Raw genomic sequence first — 23,086 nt, forward strand, 5'->3', positions numbered from 1 at the left:
CGGTGCAGCACGGCCACGGTGTCCGCAGCGGCGCCGTGGCCGGTCCGTCGAGCGGTGAGGGAGATCCGGCCATGCCGAAAGCGCGGGAGACCGCCGTCTACACGCACGGGCACCACGAGTCCGTGCTGCGCTCGCACACCTGGCGTACGGCCGCCAACTCGGCGGCGTATCTGCTGGGTTCGCTCAAGCCGCACATGAAGGTCCTGGACATCGGCTGCGGTCCGGGCACGATCACCGCCGACCTGGCCGCGCTGGTCCCGGAGGGTCAGGTGACCGGTCTCGACCGCGCGCCCGGGATCCTGGAGCAGGCTCGCGCGACGGCTGCCGAACGCGGCCTGACCAACACCGACTTCGCCGTCGGCGACGTGCACGCGCTGGACTTCCCTGACGACACCTTCTGCGTGGTCCACGCCCATCAGGTGCTCCAGCACGTGGGCGATCCGGTGCGGGCGCTGCGCGAGATGGCGCGGGTGACCCGGCCGGGCGGGATCGTCGCGGTGCGCGACGCGGACTACGCGGCCATGACCTGGTACCCGGCGGTGGACGGGCTGGACGACTGGCTGGACCTGTACGAGCGCGTCGCCCGGGACAACGGCGGCGAGCCGGACGCCGGGCGGCGGCTGAAGAGCTGGGCGCTGGAGGCGGGTCTGCGGGACGTCACCGCCACCTCCGGCACCTGGACGTTCGCCACCGCCGAGGAACGGTCCTGGTGGAGCGGGCTGTGGGCGGACCGCACGCTCGCCTCGGCGTACGCGGACCGCGCCGTCGGGGGCGGGCACGCGAGCGCCGAGGAGCTGCGGGCGGTGTCGCGGGCGTGGCGGGAGTGGGGGCGGCAGGAGGACGGCTGGTTCGCGGTCCTGCACGGGGAGATCCTGTGCCGGAAGGAACGCCGGGACTGAACCGGGCGTCCCCCGCTCCCGGCGCGAATCGGTCGACCCGGCGCGAACCGGCCGTCCCCGCCCCCGGCGCCCCTCAGCTCACCATCGCCTCCTCCACCAGCAGCTTCGCCGTGGCCGTGATGTTCGCGGCGTCGATGCCGGCCTCGTGGAGCTGTTCCTCGGGCGTGGCGGAGCCCGGCATCACGCGCACCGCGAGGCGCACCAGGCGGGGCACCGGGCGGCCGTCGGTGAAGGCTTCCACGACGGCGTCCCCGATGCCGCCCTCCTCGTGGTGGTCCTCCACGGTCACCAGGCAGCCGGTGTCCTCGGCGGCCCGGCGCAGGGTCTCCACGTCCACCGGCTTCACCGAGTACAGGTCGATGACGCGCACCCGGATGCCGTCCTCGGCGAGCCGGTCGGCGGCGGTCAGCGCCTCGGGCACGGTGACCCCGGCGGCGACGATGGTCAGCCGGTCCTCGTCGCTGGAGCGCAGGACCTTGCTGCCGCCGATGGGGAACTCCTCGTCGGGGCCGTAGATCACCGGGGTCTTGCCGCGCGAGGTGCGCAGATAGCGGATGTCCTTCAGGTCCGCCATGGCGGCGGTGAGCCTGGCGGTCTGGTTGGCGTCGCACGGGTAGAGCACCGTGGAGCCGTAGACCGAGCGGAACATCGCCAGGTCCTCCAGACCCATCTGGGAGGGTCCGTCCTCGCCGATGGCGACGCCCGCGTGCGAGCCGACCAGGTTGATCCCGGCGCCGCTGACCGCGGCCATGCGCACGAAGTCGTAGGCGCGGGTGAGGAAGGCAGCGAAGGTGGCGGCGTACGGCAGCCAGCCGCGCGAGGCGATGCCGACGGCGGAGGCGACCATCTGCTGTTCCGCGATGTAGGTCTCGAAGAAGCGGTCGGGGTGTTCCTTGCCGAACTGCTCGGTGCGGGTGGAGTCGCCCACCTCGCCGTCCAGGACGACCACCTCGCCGCGGGCGTTGCCGAGCGCGGCGAGGGCGCCGCCGAAGGCGTCGCGGGTGGCGACCTCGTCGCCCACGTCCCAGCGCGGGAGGCTCAGCGGCTCGGTGGCCCTGCGGGGCGGGGTCCCGGTGGGCGGTTCGGCGACGTGGACGCGCGCGTCGCGGCGCCCGCCCAGCTCCTCGATGGCCTCGTCGGCGTCGGGCAGCGGCTTGCCGTGCTGGCCCTCGCGGTCCTCGACGGCGGCGACGCCCTTGCCCTTGAGGGTGCGGGCGAGGACGGCGGTGGGCTGTCCGGTGGTCGACAGTGCCTCGCCGTAGGCGCGGTCGACGGCGTCCACGTCGTGGCCGTCGACCTCGATCGTGTGCCAGCCGAAGCCCTGGAAGCGGCGGGCGTAGGCGTCCAGGTCGTGTCCGTGCCGGGTGGGACCGCGCTGGCCGAGCCGGTTCACGTCCACGATGACGATCAGGTTGTCCAGGTTCTCGTACGCGGCGGTCTCGGCGGCTTCCCACACGGAGCCCTCGGCCATCTCGCTGTCCCCGCACAGCACCCACACACGGCTGTCGGAGTGGTCCAGGCGCTTGGCGGCGAGGGCGACGCCGACGCCTACGGGCAGCCCCTGCCCGAGCGAGCCGGTGGCCGTCTCGACCCACGGCAGGCGGCGCGGGGTCGGGTGGCCCTCCAGGCGGCTGCCGAGCTTGCGGAAGGTGAGCAGCTCGCCGTCGTCGATGGCGCCCGCGGCCTTGTACGCGGAGTACAGCAGCGGGGAGGCGTGCCCCTTGGAGAGGATGAAGTGATCACTGGCGGGGTTGTCCGGGCGCTCGAAGTCGTAGCGGAGGTGGTTCGCGAGCAGCACGGCCATCAGGTCCGCCGCCGACATGGAGGAGGTCGGGTGACCGGAGTTCGCGGCCTGCGCGGCCCGTACGCTGTCCACCCGCAACTGCTGTCCGAGTTCGGCGAGTTCTGCGGTGTTCATGAGTCTCCTTCCGTAGGGGTCCGAGACGGTCGGACGGCGTCCGGAGCCGGGGCCGCCCCCCACGGTCACCGTGCGTGAGCGCAGGGTGTGCGGCCCGTCCGACCTCCTCCGCGTATCCGGAGGCGCGGCGGGCAAACGCCCTGGGGACCAACCGGGTGACGGCCGCTCCCCCGGCGCGGTCGGGGGCGACCGCCTGTGCGCGCCGGGTCGTCCCAACTAGGCTCGCCCGTATGGAGATTCTGGGCGCCACACTGCGCATCTGCGTCGACGACCTCGAGACCACGATCCCGTTCTACGAGCGGCTGACCGGCGCCCGGGCGCACCGCTTCGGGCGCGGCGGGGTGCAGGCGGCGGCGATCGGCTCCTTCCTGCTGATGAGCGGGCCGGAGGCTGAGCTGGAGGTGCTGCGCAAGGTCACGGCGACCATCGCGGTGAAGGACGTGGACGAGGCACACCGGCAGCTCACGGAGCTGGGCGCCCGCGTGGTCGCGGGCCCGCTGTCCACCCCGGCGGGCCGCAATCTGCTCGCGGTGCACCCGGACGGCTCGGTCTTCGAGTACGTGGACCAGCCGGGCTGAGCGGGGCTCCGGGCGAGGTGAGCGGCGCTCCGGAAGGCGTGAGCGGGACCCCTGACGAGGTGAGCGGGACCCCGGGAGAGATGCGGCGCCGGTGTCAGCCCCCGTCCCGCATCTCGGCCGTCAGCGCCCAGCGCTCGTGGTCCCGCCACTCGCCGTCGACCTGGATCATCTTCGGCGAGAAGCCCTCAAGGCGGAAGCCGGCGCCCCGCGCGAGCGCGATCGACGCGGCGTTCCCGGGCTGCACGTTGATCTCCAGCCGGTGCAGTCGGAGCGCCCCGAAGGCATACCCGATCACCAGCTCAAGCCCCTCCCGCATCAGCCCCCGCCCGGCGGCGTGCGCGAACGCCCCGTACCCGAGGGCGCCGCACTGGAACCCGCCCCGCACGATGTTGTTGATGTTGATGAACCCGGCGATGTCCCCGGAGTCCTTCTCGCAGACCAGGAATCCGACGCGCCCCTGCTCCTCGATCAGCGGGCGGGCATAACGGGCGTACGCCTCCTCGCTGTCCGCCACGACCAGCCACGGCAGATGCAGGTCCTTGCTCTCCCTGGCCCGGGCGGTGAACTCGGGTCCGTCCGCCAGGGTGAAGCGGCGCAGGGCCACGCGCGGCCCCTCGGTCAGATAGTGGTGCGTGGTGTGCGGCATCCGCCCAGCGTACGACGCGACGATCACGCGGCTGCCGTGCGTACTCAGCTCAGGGCGGGCTCCTCCAGCGTCAACGTCCCCGCTGCGGCGTCGAGTTCGGCGGCGACCCCGAACGGGATCGTCAGCGCGTCCGCGCAGTGCCCGAAGCCGAACTCCTCGGCGACCGGCACGCCGAGGGGGGCGAGGCGGTCGAGGAGCATGGGGCGCAGGCGGTCGTAGGGGTCGCAGGTGGACCAGGAGCCGAGGAGGACGCCGTGGACGCCCTCCAGCCGGCCCGCGCGCAGGAGTTGGGTGAGGTAGCGGTCGAGGCGGTAGGTCTCCTCGCCCACGTCCTCCAGGCAGAGCAGACCGCCGCGCGCCGAGGGGCGGGCGTGCGGGGTACCCAGGTCGGCGGCGAGGAGGGAGAGGCAGCCGCCCAGGGTGACGCCCCGTGCCCTGCCGGGGACCAGGGCGCCGCCGCCCGAGGTGATGACCTGGACCTTGTCCGGGGCGAGCAGCGTGAGCCGCAGGTGTTCCCGGGCGCGCTCGCTGCCGATGAAGTCGATCCCGGCCGCCATCGGGCCGTGCAGGGTGACGAGACCGAGCCGGGTGGCGATGGCCTCGTGGAGCGCGGTGATGTCGCTGAAGCCGACGAACACCTTCGGTCCTGCCGCCCGCATCGCCTCCCAGTCGAGCAGGTCGACCATGCGCTGGACGCCGTATCCGCCGCGTGCGCAGAGCACGGCGTCCACGGTCGGGTCGCACCAGGCACGCTGGAAGTCGGCGGCGCGGTCGGCGTCGGTGCCCGCAAGGTAGGCGAACTCCCCGTGCCGGTCGAGGACATGGGGTGCGACGACCGGTTCCAGTCCCCAGTCGCGCAGCACGTCGAGACCCGCGCGCAGCCGTTCGCCGGGCACGGGTCCGCTGGGCGCGACCACGGCGACGCGGGCTCCGGGGGCGAGCCGGGCGGGGCGTACCAGTTCTCTCATGCGTCCCGTTCTCTCATACGTCCAGCTCCAGCTTCGGTACGTCCGTCACGTCCAGCCCGAACACCTGTGCGTACAGGGAGAGTTCGGCTTCCAGGGCACGGACGAGGGTGTCGGCGCGGCGGAAGCCGTGCCCCTCGCCCTCGAAGGTGAGGTAGGCGTGCGGGACGCCCCGGCCCGCGAGTTCGGCGAGCAGACGCTCGCACTGGACGGGCGGGCAGATCACGTCGTCCAGACCCTGGAGCAGCAGGAACGGCACGGTGAGCCGGTCGGCACGGGTGACCGGCGAGCGCTCGGCGTACCGCTCGGGCACCTCCTGGAGCGGTCCGACGAGCGACTCCAGGTAGCGCGACTCGAAGTCGTGGGTGTCGCCGGGACCCCAGGTGGTGAGGTCGAGGATGGGGTAGGTGATCGTGCCGCAGGCGTAGACGTCGGTGCCGGTCAGGGAGGCGGCGGCGGTCCAGCCGCCCGCGCTGCCGCCCCGGATGGCGAGCCGGTTCCGGTCGGCGGTGCCCTCCTCCGCGAGACCGAGGGCGACGGCCGCGCAGTCCTCGACGTCGACCACGCCCCACTGCTCGCGCAGCCGCTCGCGGTAGGCGCGGCCATAACCCGTGGAGCCGCCGTAGTTGACCTCCGCGACCCCGATGCCGCGCGAGGTGAAGTAGGCGATGGCGAGGTCGAGCACGAGCGGCACCCGGCTGGTGGGACCGCCGTGCGCCCAGATCACATACGGCGGCAACTCGCCTGCGGAGGAGCTGTGTTCGGGGTGGTGGGGCGGATAGACGTGGGCGTGCACCTCGCGGCCACCGGGTCCGGTGAAGACGCGGACCCGCGGGTCGGGGTAGTAGGCGGGGTCCACGGGGTCCCGGTGGCGGGCGCCGACGGCGCGGGCGCGTCCGGTGACCGTGTCCAGCTCGACGACCTCGTACCCGCGGTGCGGACCGGCGCCGACCGCGACGACCCGGGCGCCGTGCGCGGCGAGCGTCGGGGCGTACTCGGTCCACGGTCCGGCGGCGTCGGCCACCTCGCCGGACTCCGGGTCGAGTATCCCGAGCCCGGCGGCGCCGCGCCCGTGCAGGACGGCGATCAGCCCGCTGTCCAGCGGCGCGAACCAGCGCAGACCCAGCTTCCACAGCGGTCCGCCGAACTCCTCCTCGCGCGGGCACAGCGGGGTGCCGTCCCGGTAGAGGTTCCACCAGCCGTCGCGGTCGCTGACGTACAGCAGCCGCCCGTCGGCGGACCACTCCACCTGGGCCACTGACTCCTCGGGCCCGCCCGCGACGACGACGGGTTCGCCCAGGGTGCCGTCGTCCCCGACCTCGGCGACGAGCAGTTCGGTGCCCTCCCACGGCATCCGGGGATGGTCCCAGCCGAGCCACGCCGCCCGCCGCCCGTCGGGCGACAGACGCGGTCCGGTGACGAACCGGTGCCGCTCGGGGGCGAGTTCGCGTACGGCGGTGCGGTCCTCGGCGGCGGAGCCGTCCAGCGGTACGGCGGCCAGGACGCGGCGCAGGTCGCCCGGTCCGTCGCCGGTGAACTCCTCCAGGACGCACCAGACTTCGCCCCGGGCGAGGTCGATGCGCGGCTCCGCCCAGCGCAGTCCGCCGCCGACCGGGGAGTGCGGGGTCAACGGGCGTGGCTCGGCGCCGGGTTCACGGACGTAGAGCCGCTGGTCCGCGAAGTGGGTGAAGACGAGCAGGGGTTGACCGCCTCGGGGGACGGCGTCCCAGGGTCGGCCGCCGTACTCGATGACACGGTTGCGCACGTTCCACGGCGCGGGCAGCACCGTCTCCTCGGCGCCGTCGGCCCTGCGCCTGACGAGGGTGCGGCGCCCTCCCTCGGTGGGCCGGGGTTCGGTCCACCACACTTCGTCGCCGACGAACCCCGCCCACTCGGGGTGCCCGTCGTGCGCGGCGGCCAGGGCCGCGTCGACGGGCGAGGGCCAACTGCCGTACGCCTGCTCGCTCATGTCCTCCCCCATCCGTTCAGGCGGTCCGCAGGAAGCGGTCCAGTACGCGGACGCCGAAGTGCAGCGCGTCCACGGGCACCCGCTCGTCCACGCCGTGGAAGAGCGCCTGGTAGTCGAAGTCCTCGGGCAGCCGCAGGGGGGCGAAGCCGTAGCCCTTGATGCCGAGCCGGGAGAACTGCTTGGCGTCGGTGCCGCCGGACATGCAGTACGGCACGACGTGCGCGCCGGGCGCGAACTCCTCGACGGCGGACCGCATTCCGGCGAAGATCGGCGCGTCCACCGGTGCCTGGAGCGCGACTCCGTGGTGCACGAAGTCCCAGTCCACGTCCGGGCCGGTGAGGTGGTCCAGGGTGGCGCGGAACTCGTCCTCGGTGCCGGGCAGGAAGCGGCCGTCGACGTGGGCGGTCGCCTCGCCGGGGATGACGTTGACCTTGTAACCGGCGCCCAGCATGGTCGGGTTGGAGCTGTTGCGGACGGTCGCCTCGACCAGCTTGGCTGCCGGACCGAGCTTGGAGAGCAGCAGGTCGGCGTCGTCCGGGTCGTCCTGAAGGCCGTAGAGCGCGGCGAGTTCGGCGAGCGCGGCGCGGACGGTCGGGGTGATCCTCAGCGGCCACTCGTACTCACCGATGCGGGTGACGGCGGCGGCGACGCGGGTCACCGCGTTCTCCCGGTTCACCTTGGAGCCGTGCCCGGCCCGCCCGCGCGCGGTGAGCCGCAGCCAGCCGGTGCCGCGCTCCCCCGCCGCGACGGGGTAGATCTCGCGCCCGGTGCCGTCGTGGAAGGTGAAAGCCCCCGACTCCCCGACGGCTTCCGTACAGCCCTCGAACAGCTCCGGGTGGGAGTCCGCGAGGAACCCGGCGCCGTCGACGGCGCTGTCCTCCTCGTCGGCGGTGAAGGCGATCACGATGTCGCGGCGCGGACGTACGCCCTCGCGGGACCAGGAGCGCACGACCGACAGGATCATCGCGTCCATGTTCTTCATGTCGACGGCGCCGCGCCCCCACACCACCCCGTCGCGGACCTCGCCGGAGAAGGGGTCCACGCTCCAGTCGTCTGCCTGGGCCGGCACCACGTCGAGGTGACCGTGCAGCAGGAGGGCGTCGGCGTCCGGGTCGGTGCCCGCGATCCGGGCGACCACGTTGCCCCGCCCGGGCGTCCGCTCCAGCAGCACCGGCTCCAGACCGGCACCGGCGAGCCGCTCGGCGGCGTACTCGGCGGCGGGCCGCTCGCGGCAGTCACCGCCGCCCCGGTTGGTGGTGTCGATCCGGATGAGGTCCGAGGTGAACTCGACGACCTCGTCCAGGGCTTGCTGGTCAGCCATACTGCTCCTCCACGGCGGACGAGGCGATCGTGGTGACCGCCTTGAACGTGCGAATGCCCTCGTACATGGTGTCCGCGGTGTACGCCACCTTCCGCTCCCCGATCCGCGTGACCCCGGGGACGACGGTGACGGCCATCGCCAGATGCTCGGCGTCGAACTCGACGGCGACGGTGTACGGGCCGGTGTTCTGCGGCTCCTGGCGGACCGCGAGCGGTGCCGCCTCCTTGGCGGCGGCGCGGATGTCGGCGGCGGTACGGTTCGGGGTCCGGCACACGGCGGCGTACCGCGACACATGGTCCTTGACGGCGACCTTCAGCGCCTCGGGCGCGTAACCGAGCGCGTCCTCGCAGGCCAGGTCGTCGCCGGTGACGAGCACGACGGGCACGCCGTACTCGGCCGCGACGTGGGCGTTCAGCAGTCCCTCGCTTGCGCGTACGTCGTTCAGCCAGACGCCGGTGATCTGGTTGGCGAGGTAGGTGTGGGCGAGGACGCCCTCCATCCCGGCTCCCGCGTGGTACCCGACGAACGCGATCCCGTCCACGTCCCCGTGCTGCACGCCCTCCACCATGGACAGCGACTTGTGCCGCCCGGTGAGCATCTCGACCCGCTCGTCCAGGTCCTCAAGGAGAAGGTTCCGCATGGACCAGTGCGCCTCGTTCACGAGGACCTCGTCCGCGCCCCCCTCGAAGAACCCCACCGCCGCCGCGTTCACGTCCGACGTGAACAACCCCCTGCACCGCTCCCACTGCGGCGTCCCCGGCAACACGTCCCCCGGCCAGGTGACACCCGTCGCCCCCTCCATGTCCGCACTGATGAGGATCTTCACCCGCAGCTCCGCCCTCTCCCACTCACCACGCCCACCACACCCGTCTGCCCCCATTGTCGACAACGACCACGCCGAGCGACGGCAGCACACGAGCGTGGCGAGTGATGCCGGAGGGCAGCGCGAGTGTATGCGGGGAATCGATCACGGGGTGAGAAGGGGCTGGGACCACCACTCCGTCCGCCGCTGTCATGTTGTGCGGGCACATGTGCGCCCCGCACATGGAGGGCGCGCCCATCGCTCCGCTGTCGGCGAACCCCGCTGGGCGTTCGCCGTCGACACTGCTTGGCTGTCGGTATGGACATCTTGGTGCTGGGTGGGACGGCGTGGGTGGGGCGGGAGTTGTCGCGGCAGGCGGTCGGGCGGGGGCATCGGGTGACCTGTCTCGCGCGGGGCGAGAGCGGGGACGTCGCTGAGGGCGCGGAGCTGGTGGTCGCCGACCGGAGCGAACCGGGGGCGTACGAAGCGCTGCTGGACCGGGAGTGGGACGAGGTGGTCGAGGTCTCCTGGCAGCCGGGCTTCGTCCGGGAGGCGCTCGACGCGCTGGGCGGCAGGGCCAGGCACTGGACGTACGTCTCCTCCGTCAGCGCCTACGCCTCCCACGACGTACCGGACGCGGACGAGTCCGCGCCCCTCCTGCCGCCTGCCGAGGGCGCCGAGGCGGACCGCGCGTCGTACGGCGAGGCGAAGGTCGCCTGCGAGCAGGCGTCGGCGGGCGCCGTGGGCGACCGGCTGCTCATCGCCCGTGCCGGTCTCATCGGCGGTCCCGGCGACCACAGCGGACGCTCCGGCTACTGGGCGGCGCGCGCCGCCCGTGACCCGCAGGGCCCGGTCCTCGTCCCCGACACCCCGGCCATGGCGACCCAGGTGATCGACGTACGGGACCTCGTCGCCTGGCTCCTCGACTCCGCCGAGTCGGGCGTCACCGGCACGTACAACGCCGTCGGTCCCGTCGTCCCCTTCACCGAGTGGCTGCAGCTCTCCCGCACCGTCGCCGGTCACGTCGGCCCCCTGGTGCCCGCCGGCTCGGAATGGCTCCTCGCGAACGGCGTCGCGGAGTACATGGGACCCGACTCCCTGCCCCTCTGGCTGGCCAGTCCCGGCCACGACGGCTGGTCCGCCCGGAGCGGCAAGGCGGCCCACGCCACCGGTCTGCGTCACCGCAACCGCGCGGAGCTGCTGCTCGACACCCTGGCCTGGGAACGCGAACAGGGCCTGGACCGCCCCAGGCGCGCGGGTCTCAGCGCGGAGCGCGAGAGCGAGCTGCTGGAGAAACTGGGCGGAGGACTCGTCTGACGCCGGGAGTCACTCCAGCCCATGAACGACACCCCCGCCCGAGTCTGCGAACTCACCCTGTACCGCCAGTACTTCGACCTCGTCGCCTCGGGCGCGAAGACCGTCGAGGTCCGGGTGAAGTACCCGCGCCTGGCCGACCTCGCCCCCGGTGATGTCATCCGCTTCCGCGTCAGGGACGGAGACGACACCTGCGAGGTCGAGGTCGGGCGGGTGACGGAGTACCCGGACTTCGAGGCGCTGCTGGACGGTGAGGGTCCGGGCAGCGTCAACCCGACCGCCACGCGGGAGCGGCAGCTCGCGGACATCCGGGCGATCTATCCGCCCGAGAAGGAGGCGCTCGGCGTTCTCGCCATCGAGATCGTGCGGCGCGGTCGCTGACCCGCTGGTCGAGATCGCGCGGCACGGTCGCTGACCCTGGTCGCCGAACCCTGCCGGGTCCGCTCAGTCGGCTCCCACCCCGTACGCCGTCACCAGCGCCGCCACCGCCGTCGTCATCGCCGCCGCCATGCAGAGGGCGGTGACGAGAAGCGCCCGAGGACGCCGTGGCGGGGGCAGGGGCGGAGCCGCCCGCAGCTCGGCCCAGTCGCGTGCCGCTTCCTTCGACTCCCGTCGGCGGAGGACGACCGCGCGGAGTTGGAGAGCCGTCGTCGTCACCGCGCCCGATACGACCGTCGCGGCGACCGCCCACCACCCTTCCGTCAGGAGCAGCCCCACCGCCGCCCCGCCCACCGTGGCCCAGCCCGTCAGGCACGCCGTCGCCGCCGTGCGGTGGGAGGTCGGGCGGTCGGCGCCCGCGCGCAGGGCGGTGTACGCGGGGACGTACCAGGCGGAGCCCGCCGCCGTCATCAGGGCGGCGCCGAGGCTCAGGACGGTGTGGGTCATGGTCAGTGCGCCGCCTCGATCGCGGCGATCTCCGGGTGGTGGAGGTCGAAGGCGGGGGATTCGCTGCGGATGCGGGGCAGGGAGGTGAAGTTGTGGCGCGGGGGCGGGCAGGAGGTCGCCCACTCCAGGGAACGGCCGTAGCCCCAGGGGTCGTCGACGTCCACCGGCTTGCCGTACTTCGCGGTCTTCCAGACGTTGTAGAAGAAGGGCAGGACCGACAGGCCGAGCAGGAACGAGCCGATGGTCGAGACCGTGTTCAGGGCGGTGAAGCCGTCGGCCGCGAGGTAGTCCGCGTACCGGCGGGGCATCCCCTCGGCGCCCAGCCAGTGCTGGACCAGGAAGGTCGTGTGGAAACCGATCGTCAGGGTCCAGAAGGTGATCTTGCCGAGCCGTTCGTCCAGCATCTTGCCGGTGAACTTGGGCCACCAGAAGTGGAAGCCCGCGAACATGGCGTACACGACCGTGCCGAAGACCGTGTAGTGGAAGTGGGCGACCACGAAGTACGAGTCGGACAGGTGGAAGTCCATCGGGGGCGAGGCGAGGATGACGCCGGTCAGACCGCCGAACACGAACGTGATCAGGAAGCCGGTCGTCCACAGCATCGGCGTCTCGAAGGACAGCGACCCCTTCCACATGGTGCCGATCCAGTTGAAGAACTTGACCCCGGTGGGCACCGCGATCAGGAAGGTCATGAAGGAGAAGAACGGCAGCAACACACCGCCGGTGACGTACATGTGGTGCGCCCACACCGTCACCGAGAGACCCGCGATGGCGATGGTGGCGGCGACCAGCCCCATGTAGCCGAACATGGGCTTACGGGCGAACACCGGGATGATCTCCGAGACGATCCCGAAGAACGGCAACGCCAGGATGTACACCTCCGGATGCCCGAAGAACCAGAACAGGTGCTGCCACAGCAGCGCGCCGCCGTTGGCCGCGTCGAAGACGTGTGAGCCGAACTTGCGGTCCATCTCCAAGGCGAACAGCGCCGCCGCCAGCACCGGGAAGACGATGAGGACCAGCAGCGCGGTCAGCAGCACGTTCCAGGTGAAGATCGGCATCCGGAACATCGTCATGCCGGGCGCGCGCATGCAGATGATGGTCGTGATGAAGTTGACCGCGCCGAGGATGCTGCCGAACCCGGACAGGGCCACGCCCATGATCCACAGGTCGGCGCCCAGTCCCGGCGAGTGCACCGCGTCCGACAGCGGGGCGTAGAGGAACCAGCCGAAGTCCGCCGCCCCGCCCGGCGTCAGGAAACCGAACGCGGCGATGGACGAGCCGAACAGGAACAGCCAGTACGCCAGCATGTTCAACCGGGGGAACGCCACGTCCGGCGCGCCGATCTGCAGCGGCATGAGCCAGTTGGCGAAGCCGGTGAACAGCGGCATCGCGAACATCAGCAGCATGATCGAACCGTGCATCGTGAACGCCTGGTTGAACTGCTCGCTGGACATGATCTGGAGCCCGGGCCGTGCCAGTTCGGCCCGCATCATCAGCGCCATGACCCCGCCGACGACGAAGAAGACGAGCGCGGAGACGAAATACAGCGTCCCGATCCGCTTGTGGTCGGTGGTCGTCAGCCACTCCACCCACGTCGGCCGGTTCGCCGTCCGCACGGCCACGCCGGACCCGTCGGACCAGCCGGTCCCCTCGCGGACGGCCGGACGTATCCGCTCCCGCTCCGCGCTCGTCCCCTGATCGACCTGTGCCTCGTCCACCGGACGGTGCCTCCCCATCTGCGCTTGTGGCTGTCGGACCGGGGAGGCGCTGCACACATGGTGACATCACACATAGTCGCCCTGCACAGGGGGTGCCCTGCACACAGTGACCGCGCACATGGGCGCCCCACACATATGGCCCGCACACACAGTGCACACCGTGGTGGGACACGGCGTCTCCCGGCCGCCGCCACATGATCGTCGCTGGGCACCCCCGGCCCGATAGGGGCGAACGGTCCCGGTCTCACCGCACGGCCGGGACCAACGGCACTGCACCGATCGGCCCGCACCCGCCGCGCCGATCGGCCAGGACTTACCGCCCCGCGAGCACGAACCACCGCGCGGGCAGGTCGATCCGCGTCCCGTCCGGGAAGTGCTCCGTCTGCGGCAGGACCGTCTCCCCCGTGGCCAGGATCTCCAGCCCCGCCTCCCCGAGCAGCCGCGGGATCTCCTCGTCCGGCGCGTCGGCGGGCTTGAGGCGGTGTTGGAAGACGCGGCGCAGCTTGGGCGGCGGCCCGTCCGGACCACCCGCCGCGCGCTGGAGCACCTCACGCGACTCCGAGGTCAGCTCGACCACGAAGGCGCGCCCCGCGCTGCCGATCAGCTCGGCCACGGCGGCGGCGACTGCGGGGCGCGCCTCCGGCTCGCTCTGGTGGATGACGGCCCGCATGTAGACGTTGCTGTCCCCGAGCCGGGCGTGCAGGTCCCGCACCGCCTCGGCGTCCGTGAGGTCGAGCTGCTCGAACTCCACCGCGTTGTCCTTGGCGGCACGGCGGGCGTGGTCGACGGCGGCGTGCGAGAGGTCGACGCCCACGGCGCGGGCGAACCGGGTGGCGAGATAGCGGGTCTGGGTGCCGTTGCCGCAGCCGAGGTCCACGATCACACGGTCGGAGTCGGCGTGCGGCAGCAGGAGTTCGCTGTGCGGTCCGGCGGAGAGGGACGGGTCCGCGTCCCAGATCGCGGAGCCGCCCTCGTCGGGCGTCTCCTCCCAGTAACTCTCCCAATTGGAGCGGTAGTTGTCGGACACGTTCATCGCGATCTCCCCAAGTTCGTCGGCGTGCTCGGGATATCGCGTCCGCCCTCACCCGGGCAAGGGGTCGGAGGGCACCTTTACGGGACGGGCGACCGGTTCCTCACCGGTCAACCACCCGCACCTCAGCGCCCGTTCAGCCCCTGCTCGAACCACACCGTCTTCCGGTGCCCGCTGCCGCTCGCGCCCCACTCCCGCGCCAGCCGGGTGACCACGCGCAGCCCCCGCCCCTCCTCGTCCTCGGGTCCGGCGGCGAGCAGCCGGGGCAACTCCGGTTCCGCGTCCGTGACTTCGAAGAGCAGCGCGTCGGTGCGCACCACCCGCAGCCCGACCGAGCCGCCCCCGCCGTGCCGTACGGCGTTGGTGACGACCTCGCTGACCAGCAGCCGGGCCGTCTCCACTGCCTCCGGCAGCCCCCACTCCTCCAGCCGGTCGGCGACCAGCCGCCGGGCGCGGGCGACTTCGCGCGGGTTCGCCTCCACCTGCCACTCGGCCACATGGTCGTCGGGGATGCCGTTGAGCCGGGCCATCAGCAGGGCCACGTCGTCCTTGCGTCCGCCCCGGGTGTTGAGGGCGCGGATGATGGTGTCGCAGGCGGCGTCCATCGAGGCGGCGGGGTGCGCGGCGGACTCGCAGAGCGCGGCCAGCCCCTCCCCGATGTCGGTGCCGCGGACCTCGACCAGACCGTCGGTGCACAGCACCAGCCGGTCGCCGGGCGCCACCTTGATCACGTCCGCCTCGAAGGGCACCCCGCCCACGCCGATGGGCGCGCCGGTGGGCAGGTCGAGCAGGGTGCTGCTGCCGTCCTCGGCGCGGACCAGGACGGGCGGGATGTGTCCGGCGTTGGCGAGCTGGAGTTCGCCGCGGATCGGGTCGTAGACGGCGTAGAGACAGGTCGCGAGGTAGTTCTCACCGAGGCGCCGTGCCAAGTCGTCCAGGTTGCGCAGAAGTTGGGCGGGCGGGGTCGCCATCGCCGCCATGGTCTGGACGGCGGTGCGCAACTGGCCCATCATCGCCGCCGAGTTGAGACCGTGACCCATCACGTCGCCCACGACGAGGGCGGTGCGGGAGCCGGGCAGTTTGATGGTGTCGAACCAGTCGCCGCCGATCCGCCCGAGCCGGGTGCCCGGCAGATAGCGGGTGGCCACGTCGCACCCCGCCATGCGCGGGGTGACCTGCGGCAGCATGCTGTCCTGGAGGGTGTCGGCGACGTTCTCCTGGTAGGTGTACATGCGCGCGTTGTCGAGCACGAGCCCGGCGCGGGCGGCGAGTTCGGCGCCGGTGGTGCGGTCCATGTCGTCGAAGGCGGGGCGGTCCGGGCAGCGCATCAGCACCATGAAGCCGAGGACGACGTTGCGCGCCTTGAGCGGGACGATCAGCAGGGAGCGACCGCCGATCAGCGGCCTGAGGTCGCGCTTCTCGAACTCGCCGGAGATGCGCTCGGACAGCTCGTCGGTGACCCTCGGGATGAGCACCGGCTCGCCGGTCACCATGCACTGGTAGAACGGGGTGTGTTCGGGGAAAGCGAAGGACTCCCCGACCGGCACGGTGTCGTCCCAGCGACCGGGTTCGTCGTTGTGCTCGACCCAGACGCGGTGCATGTCGGTGGTGGCGTCGGGCGGACCGTCCGGGAAACCCTCGCCCGCGAGCACGGCGGCGCGCAGATGCGTACCGGCGAAGTCCGCGAAGCGGGGGACGGCGGCGCTGGTGACCTCGCGGATGGTGGCGCCGAGGTCGAGGGAGGTGCCGATGGCGGAGCTGACCTCGTTGAGGAACTCCAGGCGCTCGCGGACAGCCGCGTACTCCAGGTCGTGCTCGGCTCCGGCGGGGATCACGGGGGCGCTGGGCAGCCGGGGGACAACGCTGTCAACGTGCACCCGGCCCGCCCTGCGCGGCACGCCCCAGTACGGGGTGACCGGTACGCGGTCGGACTGGCTGAACTCCAGGACGGGGTAGCCGAGTTCGAGCACCTGGGAGACGATGCGGGCGCTGAGTCCCGGACCCATACCGGGCAGGATCTCGGGCAGTCGGCGGGCCAGCCCGTCGGGGTCGGGGAGTTCGGTGTGGCGGGCGAAGCCGGGGGCGACGCGCTCGGTGGCACCGTACTCCTGACCACGTTCGGCGCGCAGTCTGGTGGCGTCGGCGGCGAGCACCAGCAGGCGGGAGGGACCGGGTCCGATGAGCGGATAGGCCCACCAGAGCACGTCGATCCGCTCGGCGCCGGACGCCTCTTCCCCAGCTCCCCGAGCCTCCCCGGCGGGATCGGCTTCACCCGTCGAGGAACCCGCGCCCAGCGCGGGAGTCAGCCGCGCCCACCCCGACTTCGGATACCCCGTCCCGTCCCCGAGCAGGACCCCCAGATCGGGTCCGAGCCCGTCGTAGACGTCGTCGGCGTACGCGTCATGGGTGCCGTCTCCGGCGGGTGCCGCGTCCGGCAGGTCGTCGGGCAGCGCGCCCGCGACCGGCAGCAGATCAGCCGCCGGACGGCCCACCGCGTCCTCGCGCCCCGGTCCGAACAGCCTGCGGGCTCCGCTGCTCCAGTGGGAGACCAGTCCGGCGCGGTCGACGACCACCACGGCCAGCGGGATACGGCCCGGCGCGGTGTCATCGGCGCCGCGGCCGGGAGGTGTGTCCCGTTCGCTGCCACGGTCCATGACCCAGGCCCTCTCTCCCACGGCTGTCCGCAAACGATCTGTGCCGCCCGCCACTACCGTACGGGGGCGGCCGGTCGCGATGTGGGGAGATTCCTGGAATTGGTCGCCCCGCACCGGACCCGCCCGCTCACCGCGCCCCCGTCACGCTCCCGGCGTACGCTCCCCGCCCGGGCTGGGCACGCACGCCGTCCCGGGCCGGCAGCGCACTCCGCCCGAGCCGGGCGCGCACGCCGCCCGGACCGGACGCGCGCCCCATGCGAGCCGAGCGCACGCCCCGTCCGAACCCGTCCGAACCCCTCCGAACCCGCGCCGAACCCAACCGGTCCCGCGCCGATCCCGTCCCGGGCGCGCACCCCCGCCCCGGCGACCACCCCCGCCCTCAGTCCTCGTGCCCCAACTGAAGATCCCGCTCCGTACGCCCCCCGCCCGCCACCTGCAGCACGGTGGCGACCGGCGGATACCCCGCCGCGATCACCGTGTACTCCCCGGAGGACAGGTCCACGAACCGGAAGGTTCCGTCCGCGCCGGTGGTGAGCGTGTCGACCACGTTCCCGGCGGCGTCGAGCAGTGTCACCCGCGCGTCCTCCACGGCGCGTCCGCCGGTCGCCCGGACGGTGCCCTTGAGGACGGCGCCGCCCGCGAGTTCGACGTCCTGCCGGGTCTCGCGCGCCGCCTGGACGGAGACCGGGAGCGCGGCGGGGCGGAAGGCGGGGGCGCTCGCGGCGAGGGTGTACTCCCCCGCGACGAGTTCGGTGATGACGTAGCCGCCCTCGCGTCCGCTGCGGGTGGTGGCGACGACCTCGCCGTGCACGTTGGTGAGCGTGACGATGGCGTCGCGCACGGGGCTGCCGTCGGCGGTGACCACGCTTCCGGCGAGGCGTCCGGCGCCGCCGAGCACGACGTCGAGTTCGACGGGCCGTTCGCCGACGGTGACGGAGACCGCCTGGGGCTGGTGCCCTCCGGCGGCGGCGATGAGGACGTACGAACCGGCGCCCGGGGTGGCGAGCGCGTAGCGGCCGTCGTCGCCGCTCGCGCCCCGGCCGATCTGCTGTCCGGCGACGTCGATCAGGGTGAGCGCCGCGCGCGGCACCACGGTCCCGTCGGGGTGCTGCACCGTGCCGCACACGGGAATTCCGGCCGCGTACGGCGAACGGGCATGTGGCACGCCGGAGTTGAGCGGCGCGGTCTCCGGCTCGGTGGTGGGGACGTTGTGGGACACCAGTGGTTTCTCCTTGAGGAAGAAGGCGATGACGAGACCGAGGACGAGCACCGGGACCAGATAGAGGAAGATCCGGGGCATCGCGTCGGCGTAGGCGCGGATGTAGGCGTCGCGCAGCCCCGGGGGCAGCGCGTGGACGAGCTGCGGGGTGATGGACTGCGCGTCCGGCAGTCCGGCCCCGGCGCCCGGCGGGAGGTCCTCGCGCAGGGCGTCGGTGAGCCGGCCCGCGAAGAGCGTGCCGAAGATCGCGGCGCCGACGCTGCCGCCGATCTGCCGGAAGTAGTTGTTGGCGCTGGTGGCGGTGCCGAGGTCGGCCGGGCGCACGGAGTTCTGCACGGCGAGGACGAGGACGGGCATGACCAGACCGATGCCGGTGCCGAGCACGGCCATCCAGATGCTGTACGCCAGCCGGGAGGTGTCCACTTCGAGCAGCGAGAGCAGCCACATGCCGAGCGCGGCCAGCGCGCTGCCGAGCAGCGGGTAGAGCCGGTAGCGGCCGGTGCGGCTGATGAGCTGGCCGCCGATGATGGAGGCGCCGACGATCCCGGCCATCATGGGCAGCATGAGCAGCCCGGACTCGGTGGCGCTGGCGCCGTCGACCATCTGGAGGAAGGTCGGCAGATAGCTGGCCGCGCCGAAGAGGGCGACGCCGATCACCAGCCCGACGAGTCCGGAGACGTTGAAGACGGAGTCCCTGAACAGCCGTAGCGGGATGAGGGGTTCGGCGGCGAAGCGCTCGGCGACGAGGAAGAGCGCGATCGAGGCGAGCGCGCCCGCGCCGAGCCCGAGGATCTGCCGGGAGCCCCAGGCGTACTCGGTACCGCCCCAACTGGTCAGCAGCACCAGGCAGGTTGACGCGGCGGCGAGCAGCAGGGCGCCGGGCACGTCGAGGCGGGCGCGTACGCGCGGGCGGGGCAGCTTGAGGACGAGGGCGACGACGCAGAGGGTGACCAGTCCGAAGGGGACGTTGATGTAGAAGCACCAGCGCCAGGAGAGGTGGTCGGTGAAGTAGCCGCCGAGCAGGGGTCCGGCGACGGAGGCGAGGCCGAACACGGCGCCGATCAGGCCCATGTAGCGACCGCGCTGCCGGGGCGGCACGATGTCCGCGATGATCGCCTGGACGCCGATCATGAGTCCGCCCGCGCCGATGCCCTGGACGGCGCGGAAGGCGATCATCTGGTCCATGCTCTGCGCGCGTCCGGCGAGCGCGGAGCCGATGACGAAGACCACGATGGCGAAGAGGAAGACGCCCTTGCGTCCGAAGAGGTCCCCGAGCTTGCCGTAGAGCGGCAGACCGATGGTGGAGGTCAGCAGATAGGCGGTGATCGCCCAGGACATCTTGTCCAGACCGTGCAGCTCACCGACGATCTTCGGCAGCGCGGTGGCGACGATCATCTGGTCGAGCGCGGCCAGGAGCAGCGCGCACATCAGCCCGAGGAAGACCAGCCGCACCCGGCGCGGCCCGAGACCGAGACCGGACCCGGGGGCGGGCGGTTCCGCGTCCGCCTGTTCGGCCGGGACCGGGATCGGGACCGTCGTGGCGATCCCCTCGTCCGGCTCGTCCCGCACCAGCGTCGTCCCGGCCACCTGACCGCTCCCCTCGTCGCACTTTTCGCACATTTCCCGCGTCAAGGGACAACTGCGAACAAGTGCGGCGAGTTACGGCCAAAGCTCAAACGGCGCCGATGTCACCCGAACCGGTGAAGGACACAACACCCCTTCACCGGACGGACGTTGAGAGAGCCGAGGATTACTTCTCCACCTGCGCGGCGAGGTTGGCGAGGATCGCGCCGTAGATCCGGTCGAGACCCTTGGGCGCGAAGGTGCGCTCGAAGAAGCCGCCGATGCCGCCCGCGCCCTTCCAGGTGGTGGTCACGACGACGCGGGACCTGCCGTCACCGGCGGGGGTGACCCGCCAGGTGGTGACCATGGTGGAGTTGCGGTCCTTCTCGACCAGCTCGCCGTCGGTGGGCTCACTGACCTCCAGCAGGCAGTCGCGCACGCGCTTGCTGGTGGCCTGGAGCTTCCAGTGGACGAGGGTGCCCGCGCCGTCGCCGCCCTCGCGCACCTCGTATTCGCTGAAGTGCTCGGGGAGCAGTTGGGGGCGGCTGTCGCGGTAGTCCGCGAGCGCGTCGAACACCGTCTCGGCGTCCGCCGCCACGATCCGTTCCGTAGTGGCCTCGACCTGCGCCATCGCTTTCCTCCACGACCTGGTTCCTGGGGTTCGGCCAAGCCAACCACCCGGGGGGCCGGGCGCCCAAATCGGGGGCGTCCGAACCGGGCGCACGGGGGCGCGCGCACCGGCTCACCCGATCATGGGAACACATGTTCTATTGTGGGTCGAGAGCTACCGAGGAGGCGTCATGCGCTGGGAGAACCTGACCGACGAGTCCGGTGGTCACGCCCGTACCCCCGACGGCGCGCTGTTCGAGGCGGGCGCCGTGGTGACCCGGACGTTCGACACCCCGGAATTCGCGGGCATCACCTTCCACGAGGTGCGCGCCCGCTCGATCCTGAACCGGGTGCCGGGCGCCTCGCGGATGCCGTTCGAATGGACCGTGAACCCCTATCGGGGCTGCTCGCACGCGTGCGTCTACTGCTTCGCGCGCAAGACCCACAGCTATCTCGACCTCGACACCGGACTCGGCTTCGACAGCCAGATCGTCGTCAAGGTCAACGCCCCCGAGGTGCTGCGCCGCCAGCTCGCCGCGCGCACCTGGCACGGCGAGCACGTGGCGATGGGCACCAACGTGGACTGCTACCAGCGCGCGGAGGGCAGGTACCGATTGATGCCGGGCATCATCGACGCCCTCACCGAGTACGCGAACCCCTTCTCCATCCTCACCAAGGGCACCCTGATCCTGCGCGACCTGGACCGGCTGGCCCGCGCGGCCGAGGTGACCGACGTCGGCGTCTCGGTCTCGGTCGGCTTCACGGACCCCACGCTGTGGCGCACGGTGGAGCCGGGCACCCCCGCCCCCGAACGGCGCCTGGACGTCGTCCGCGCCCTCGCCGAGCGGGGCATCGGCTGCGGGGTCCTGATGGCGCCGGTCATCCCCTTCCTCAGCGACGAACCCGAGCAACTGCGCGCCACGGTACGGTCGATCGCCGCCTCCGGCGCCACCTCGGTGACCCCGCTGGTGCTGCATCTGCGCCCCGGCGCGCGCGAGTGGTTCATGTCCTGGCTCGCCCGGTACCACCCCCATCTGGTCTCCCGCTACGAGCGCATGTACGGACGCGGGTCCTACGCCCCCACCTGGTACCAGCGCCGTGTCACCCGCCAGGTCCACGAACTGGCCCGCGAGTACGGCATCGGCCCGACCCGGGCGAGCACGACACGGGGCGTGCGCCGGGAGCAGCCCACGGAACCGCCCGCCGCCGAGCCCACCCAGCTCACCCTGATGTAGCCCACCCCGGCGCGTTCGAGCGCATCGCACGACCCGATCGGGTCAAGTCCGGCGAAGACGCGTTCGCACGGAGGCTCAGTCCGGGACGATGCGGCGTGGACCGCGACCGGCGCGGTCCGCGCCGCACGCCGTACCCGGGAGGACTCCTTGAGAACACGCGCAGCCGTGCTGTGCGCGGCCACCGCCGTGCTGGCGACCTCGCTCACGAGCGCCCACGCCCAGGCCGCGCCCGGCCGGGACACGGCGGGGATCACCTGGAAGGACTGCGGCACCGGCGCGACCCCCACCCTCCAGTGCGGCGCGCTCAAGGTCCCCCTCGACCGGACCCGCCCCGCCGGACCGCAGGTCACGCTCGCCCTCTCGCGCGTCCCGCACACCGCGAAGACCTCCCAGGGACCGCTGCTGGTCAACCCCGGCGGTCCCGGCGGCAGCGGTCTCTCGCTCGCCGGGTTCGTCGCGTCCTCGCTGCCGAAGAAGGTCGCCGCCCAGTACGACGTGATCGGCTTCGACCCGCGCGGCGTCGGCAGGAGCACCCCCGCCCTGGACTGCGCGCCCGGCCACTTCGACCCCGAACGCCCCGACAGCGTGCCGAGCACCCCCGCGCTGGAGCAGAAGAACCTGGAGCGGGCCCGCGCCTTCGCCACCGCCTGCGCCCGCGCCCACGCCGACGTGCTGCCGTACATCGACACGGTGGACACCGTGCGGGACATGGACGCGATCCGCGCGGCTCTCGACGCGCCGCGCGTCAGCTACTTCGGCTACTCCTACGGCACCTACCTCGGCGCGGTCTACGCCAAGCTCTTCCCGCAGCGCGTGCACCGGCTGGTCCTCGACTCGATCGTGGACCCGACCGGCGTCTGGTACGAGGACAACCTCGCCCAGGACGTCGCCTTCGACGACCGCCACCGCGCCCTGATGGCGTGGATCGCCAGGAACGACGCGGCGTACCGGCTCGGCACGGACCCCGCGAAGGTCGAGGCGAAGTGGTACGCGATGCGCGCCGCCCTCGCGAAGAAGCCCGCCGGGGGCAAGGTGGGCGCCTCCGAGCTGGAGGACACCTTCATGCCGGGCGGGTACTACGACGGCTACTGGCCCACGCTGGCCGAGGCGTTCTCCGCCTACGCGCGCGACAGGAAGACCGGTCCGCTGGTGGCGGCGTACGAGAAGCTGGCCGCGGTGGACCCCTCGGGCGACAACGGGTACAGCGTCTACACGGCGGTGCAGTGCCGGGACGCCGCCTGGCCGCGGAACTGGTCGCGCTGGGAGCGGGACGCCTGGCGGACGCACGCGAAGGCGCCCTTCATGACCTGGAACAACACCTGGTACAACGCGCCCTGTGCCTTCTGGCCGACCGGTCCCCGGCAGCCGGTGAACGTCGCCAACGGCAAGCTGTCCTCCGCGCTGCTCTTCCAGGCGACGGGCGACGCGGCGACCCCGTACGCCGGGGGCGTGATGGCGCACCGGCTGCTGGCCCACTCCAGCCTGGTGGTCGAGGAGGGCGGCGGCAACCACGGTGTCACGCTGAGCGGCAACGACTGCCTGGACAAGTACCTCGCGGACTATCTGGCCGACGGCACGGTCCCGCGCGGCCGGGGTGTCGCCGACGCCACCTGCGAGAAGTCCCCGGAGCCGGAGCCCGCCCCGCGCACGGCGAAGCGCGCGGCATCGGTGGCCCGCGGTTCCACGCTGCACGGGCTGCTGGGCTTCCGCCACTGAGCCGCAAGGCGAAATCCTCGCGCGGCACCCCGGGGTCTTCCC

Annotated in this window: 18 protein-coding genes; 6 read left to right on the forward strand and 12 right to left on the reverse strand. The window is 72.4% G+C overall.

The genetic code is table 11. The features are described from left to right. The first annotated feature begins 71 nt into the window (after positions 1-71). Positions 72-899 carry a class I SAM-dependent methyltransferase gene (locus tag IF655_RS12050; protein WP_199584447.1) on the forward strand — a complete coding sequence of 276 codons (828 nt, stop codon included), beginning with the start codon at positions 72-74 and terminating at the stop codon, positions 897-899. A 73-nt stretch (positions 900-972) separates the two neighbouring features. On the opposite strand, the gene IF655_RS12055 is transcribed toward IF655_RS12050, so the two are convergent. Continuing rightward, on the reverse strand, positions 973-2,817 hold the full coding sequence (locus IF655_RS12055) for a transketolase (protein ID WP_199584448.1): 1,845 nt from the start codon (positions 2,815-2,817) through the stop codon (positions 973-975). Positions 2,818-3,047: 230 nt separating this feature from the next. Between IF655_RS12055 and IF655_RS12060 the strand changes: the two genes are divergently transcribed. Further along, positions 3,048-3,395 carry a VOC family protein gene (locus tag IF655_RS12060; RefSeq protein WP_199584449.1) on the forward strand — a complete coding sequence of 116 codons (348 nt, stop codon included), beginning with the start codon at positions 3,048-3,050 and terminating at the stop codon, positions 3,393-3,395. A 94-nt stretch (positions 3,396-3,489) separates the two neighbouring features. Here the strand turns inward: IF655_RS12060 and IF655_RS12065 are convergent, their stop codons facing one another. From IF655_RS12065 to IF655_RS12085, 5 genes are read right to left on the reverse strand one after another with little or no spacing between them, the layout of a single operon-like run. Beyond that, positions 3,490-4,041: a GNAT family N-acetyltransferase gene (locus tag IF655_RS12065; protein ID WP_199584451.1), complete on the reverse strand. Its 552-nt coding sequence runs from the start codon at positions 4,039-4,041 to the stop codon at positions 3,490-3,492. A 44-nt stretch (positions 4,042-4,085) separates the two neighbouring features. Next, a complete protein-coding gene (locus IF655_RS12070; RefSeq protein WP_199584453.1) occupies positions 4,086-5,009 on the reverse strand; it encodes an LD-carboxypeptidase in 924 nt (307 codons plus the stop codon). A gap of 13 nt (positions 5,010-5,022) precedes the next feature. Then, positions 5,023-6,987, reverse strand: coding sequence for an LpqB family beta-propeller domain-containing protein (locus IF655_RS12075; protein WP_199584454.1), 1,965 nt, complete (start codon positions 6,985-6,987; stop codon positions 5,023-5,025). A gap of 4 nt (positions 6,988-6,991) precedes the next feature. Further along, positions 6,992-8,296: a M20/M25/M40 family metallo-hydrolase gene (locus IF655_RS12080; RefSeq protein ID WP_199584455.1), complete on the reverse strand. Its 1,305-nt coding sequence runs from the start codon at positions 8,294-8,296 to the stop codon at positions 6,992-6,994. After that, positions 8,289-9,122, reverse strand: coding sequence for a M55 family metallopeptidase (locus IF655_RS12085; RefSeq protein ID WP_199584456.1), 834 nt, complete (start codon positions 9,120-9,122; stop codon positions 8,289-8,291). The genes IF655_RS12080 and IF655_RS12085 overlap by 8 nt, the downstream gene beginning before the upstream one ends. Positions 9,123-9,416: 294 nt before the next feature. On the opposite strand from IF655_RS12085, the gene IF655_RS12090 reads away from it, so the two are divergent. Both IF655_RS12090 and IF655_RS12095 read left to right on the forward strand, forming a co-directional pair. Then, the gene (locus tag IF655_RS12090) at positions 9,417-10,415 is read left to right on the forward strand and encodes an NAD-dependent epimerase/dehydratase family protein (protein WP_199584457.1); all 999 of its coding nucleotides are present in this window, start codon (positions 9,417-9,419) and stop codon (positions 10,413-10,415) included. A 21-nt stretch (positions 10,416-10,436) separates the two neighbouring features. Beyond that, positions 10,437-10,793: an ASCH domain-containing protein gene (locus IF655_RS12095; RefSeq protein ID WP_199584458.1), complete on the forward strand. Its 357-nt coding sequence runs from the start codon at positions 10,437-10,439 to the stop codon at positions 10,791-10,793. Positions 10,794-10,856: 63 nt separating this feature from the next. On the opposite strand, the gene IF655_RS12100 is transcribed toward IF655_RS12095, so the two are convergent. The 6 genes from IF655_RS12100 to IF655_RS12125 form a co-directional block, all read right to left on the reverse strand. Beyond that, positions 10,857-11,297 carry a hypothetical protein gene (locus IF655_RS12100; protein WP_199584459.1) on the reverse strand — a complete coding sequence of 147 codons (441 nt, stop codon included), beginning with the start codon at positions 11,295-11,297 and terminating at the stop codon, positions 10,857-10,859. A gap of 2 nt (positions 11,298-11,299) precedes the next feature. After that, entirely contained in the window at positions 11,300-12,922 is a 1,623-nt protein-coding gene (ctaD, locus tag IF655_RS12105) for a cytochrome c oxidase subunit I (RefSeq protein ID WP_307814916.1), read from the reverse strand. Between the two features lie 409 nt (positions 12,923-13,331). Beyond that, a complete protein-coding gene (locus IF655_RS12110; RefSeq protein ID WP_199584461.1) occupies positions 13,332-14,051 on the reverse strand; it encodes a bifunctional 2-polyprenyl-6-hydroxyphenol methylase/3-demethylubiquinol 3-O-methyltransferase UbiG in 720 nt (239 codons plus the stop codon). A gap of 122 nt (positions 14,052-14,173) precedes the next feature. Then, positions 14,174-16,702, reverse strand: a complete 2,529-nt coding sequence (locus IF655_RS12115; protein WP_199584463.1) for a SpoIIE family protein phosphatase — start codon at positions 16,700-16,702, stop codon at positions 14,174-14,176. 379 nt (positions 16,703-17,081) lie between these two features. Continuing rightward, a complete protein-coding gene (locus IF655_RS12120) occupies positions 17,082-19,508 on the reverse strand; it encodes an MFS transporter (protein WP_374100253.1) in 2,427 nt (808 codons plus the stop codon). Positions 19,509-19,671: 163 nt separating this feature from the next. Next, positions 19,672-20,115 carry an SRPBCC family protein gene (locus IF655_RS12125; protein ID WP_199584464.1) on the reverse strand — a complete coding sequence of 148 codons (444 nt, stop codon included), beginning with the start codon at positions 20,113-20,115 and terminating at the stop codon, positions 19,672-19,674. Between the two features lie 169 nt (positions 20,116-20,284). On the opposite strand from IF655_RS12125, the gene IF655_RS12130 reads away from it, so the two are divergent. Continuing rightward, positions 20,285-21,328: an Rv2578c family radical SAM protein gene (locus tag IF655_RS12130; protein ID WP_199584466.1), complete on the forward strand. Its 1,044-nt coding sequence runs from the start codon at positions 20,285-20,287 to the stop codon at positions 21,326-21,328. Between the two features lie 147 nt (positions 21,329-21,475). Continuing rightward, positions 21,476-23,044, forward strand: a complete 1,569-nt coding sequence (locus tag IF655_RS12135) for an alpha/beta hydrolase (RefSeq protein WP_199584468.1) — start codon at positions 21,476-21,478, stop codon at positions 23,042-23,044. The last annotated feature ends 42 nt before the right edge of the window (positions 23,045-23,086 follow it).

It is taken from the genome of Streptomyces sp. DSM 110735, from assembly GCF_016482685.1.
In the GTDB taxonomy this organism is placed as follows: domain Bacteria; phylum Actinomycetota; class Actinomycetes; order Streptomycetales; family Streptomycetaceae; genus Streptomyces.

Excerpts from the sequence above, each read along its gene's own strand:
- IF655_RS12100 (WP_199584459.1), bottom strand. The coding sequence starts at position 11,297 with ATGACCCACACCGTCCTGAGCCTCGGCGCCGCCCTGATGACGGCGGCG.
- IF655_RS12130 (WP_199584466.1), top strand. The coding sequence starts at position 20,285 with ATGCGCTGGGAGAACCTGACCGACGAGTCCGGTGGTCACGCCCGTACC.
- IF655_RS12095 (WP_199584458.1), top strand. The coding sequence starts at position 10,437 with ATGAACGACACCCCCGCCCGAGTCTGCGAACTCACCCTGTACCGCCAG.
- IF655_RS12055 (WP_199584448.1), bottom strand. The coding sequence starts at position 2,817 with ATGAACACCGCAGAACTCGCCGAACTCGGACAGCAGTTGCGGGTGGAC.
- IF655_RS12070 (WP_199584453.1), bottom strand. The coding sequence starts at position 5,009 with ATGAGAGAACTGGTACGCCCCGCCCGGCTCGCCCCCGGAGCCCGCGTC.
- IF655_RS12065 (WP_199584451.1), bottom strand. The coding sequence starts at position 4,041 with ATGCCGCACACCACGCACCACTATCTGACCGAGGGGCCGCGCGTGGCC.
- IF655_RS12080 (WP_199584455.1), bottom strand. The coding sequence starts at position 8,296 with ATGGCTGACCAGCAAGCCCTGGACGAGGTCGTCGAGTTCACCTCGGAC.
- IF655_RS12075 (WP_199584454.1), bottom strand. The coding sequence starts at position 6,987 with ATGGGGGAGGACATGAGCGAGCAGGCGTACGGCAGTTGGCCCTCGCCC.
- IF655_RS12050 (WP_199584447.1), top strand. The coding sequence starts at position 72 with ATGCCGAAAGCGCGGGAGACCGCCGTCTACACGCACGGGCACCACGAG.
- IF655_RS12125 (WP_199584464.1), bottom strand. The coding sequence starts at position 20,115 with ATGGCGCAGGTCGAGGCCACTACGGAACGGATCGTGGCGGCGGACGCC.
- IF655_RS12060 (WP_199584449.1), top strand. The coding sequence starts at position 3,048 with ATGGAGATTCTGGGCGCCACACTGCGCATCTGCGTCGACGACCTCGAG.
- IF655_RS12110 (WP_199584461.1), bottom strand. The coding sequence starts at position 14,051 with ATGAACGTGTCCGACAACTACCGCTCCAATTGGGAGAGTTACTGGGAG.
- IF655_RS12115 (WP_199584463.1), bottom strand. The coding sequence starts at position 16,702 with ATGGACCGTGGCAGCGAACGGGACACACCTCCCGGCCGCGGCGCCGAT.
- IF655_RS12090 (WP_199584457.1), top strand. The coding sequence starts at position 9,417 with ATGGACATCTTGGTGCTGGGTGGGACGGCGTGGGTGGGGCGGGAGTTG.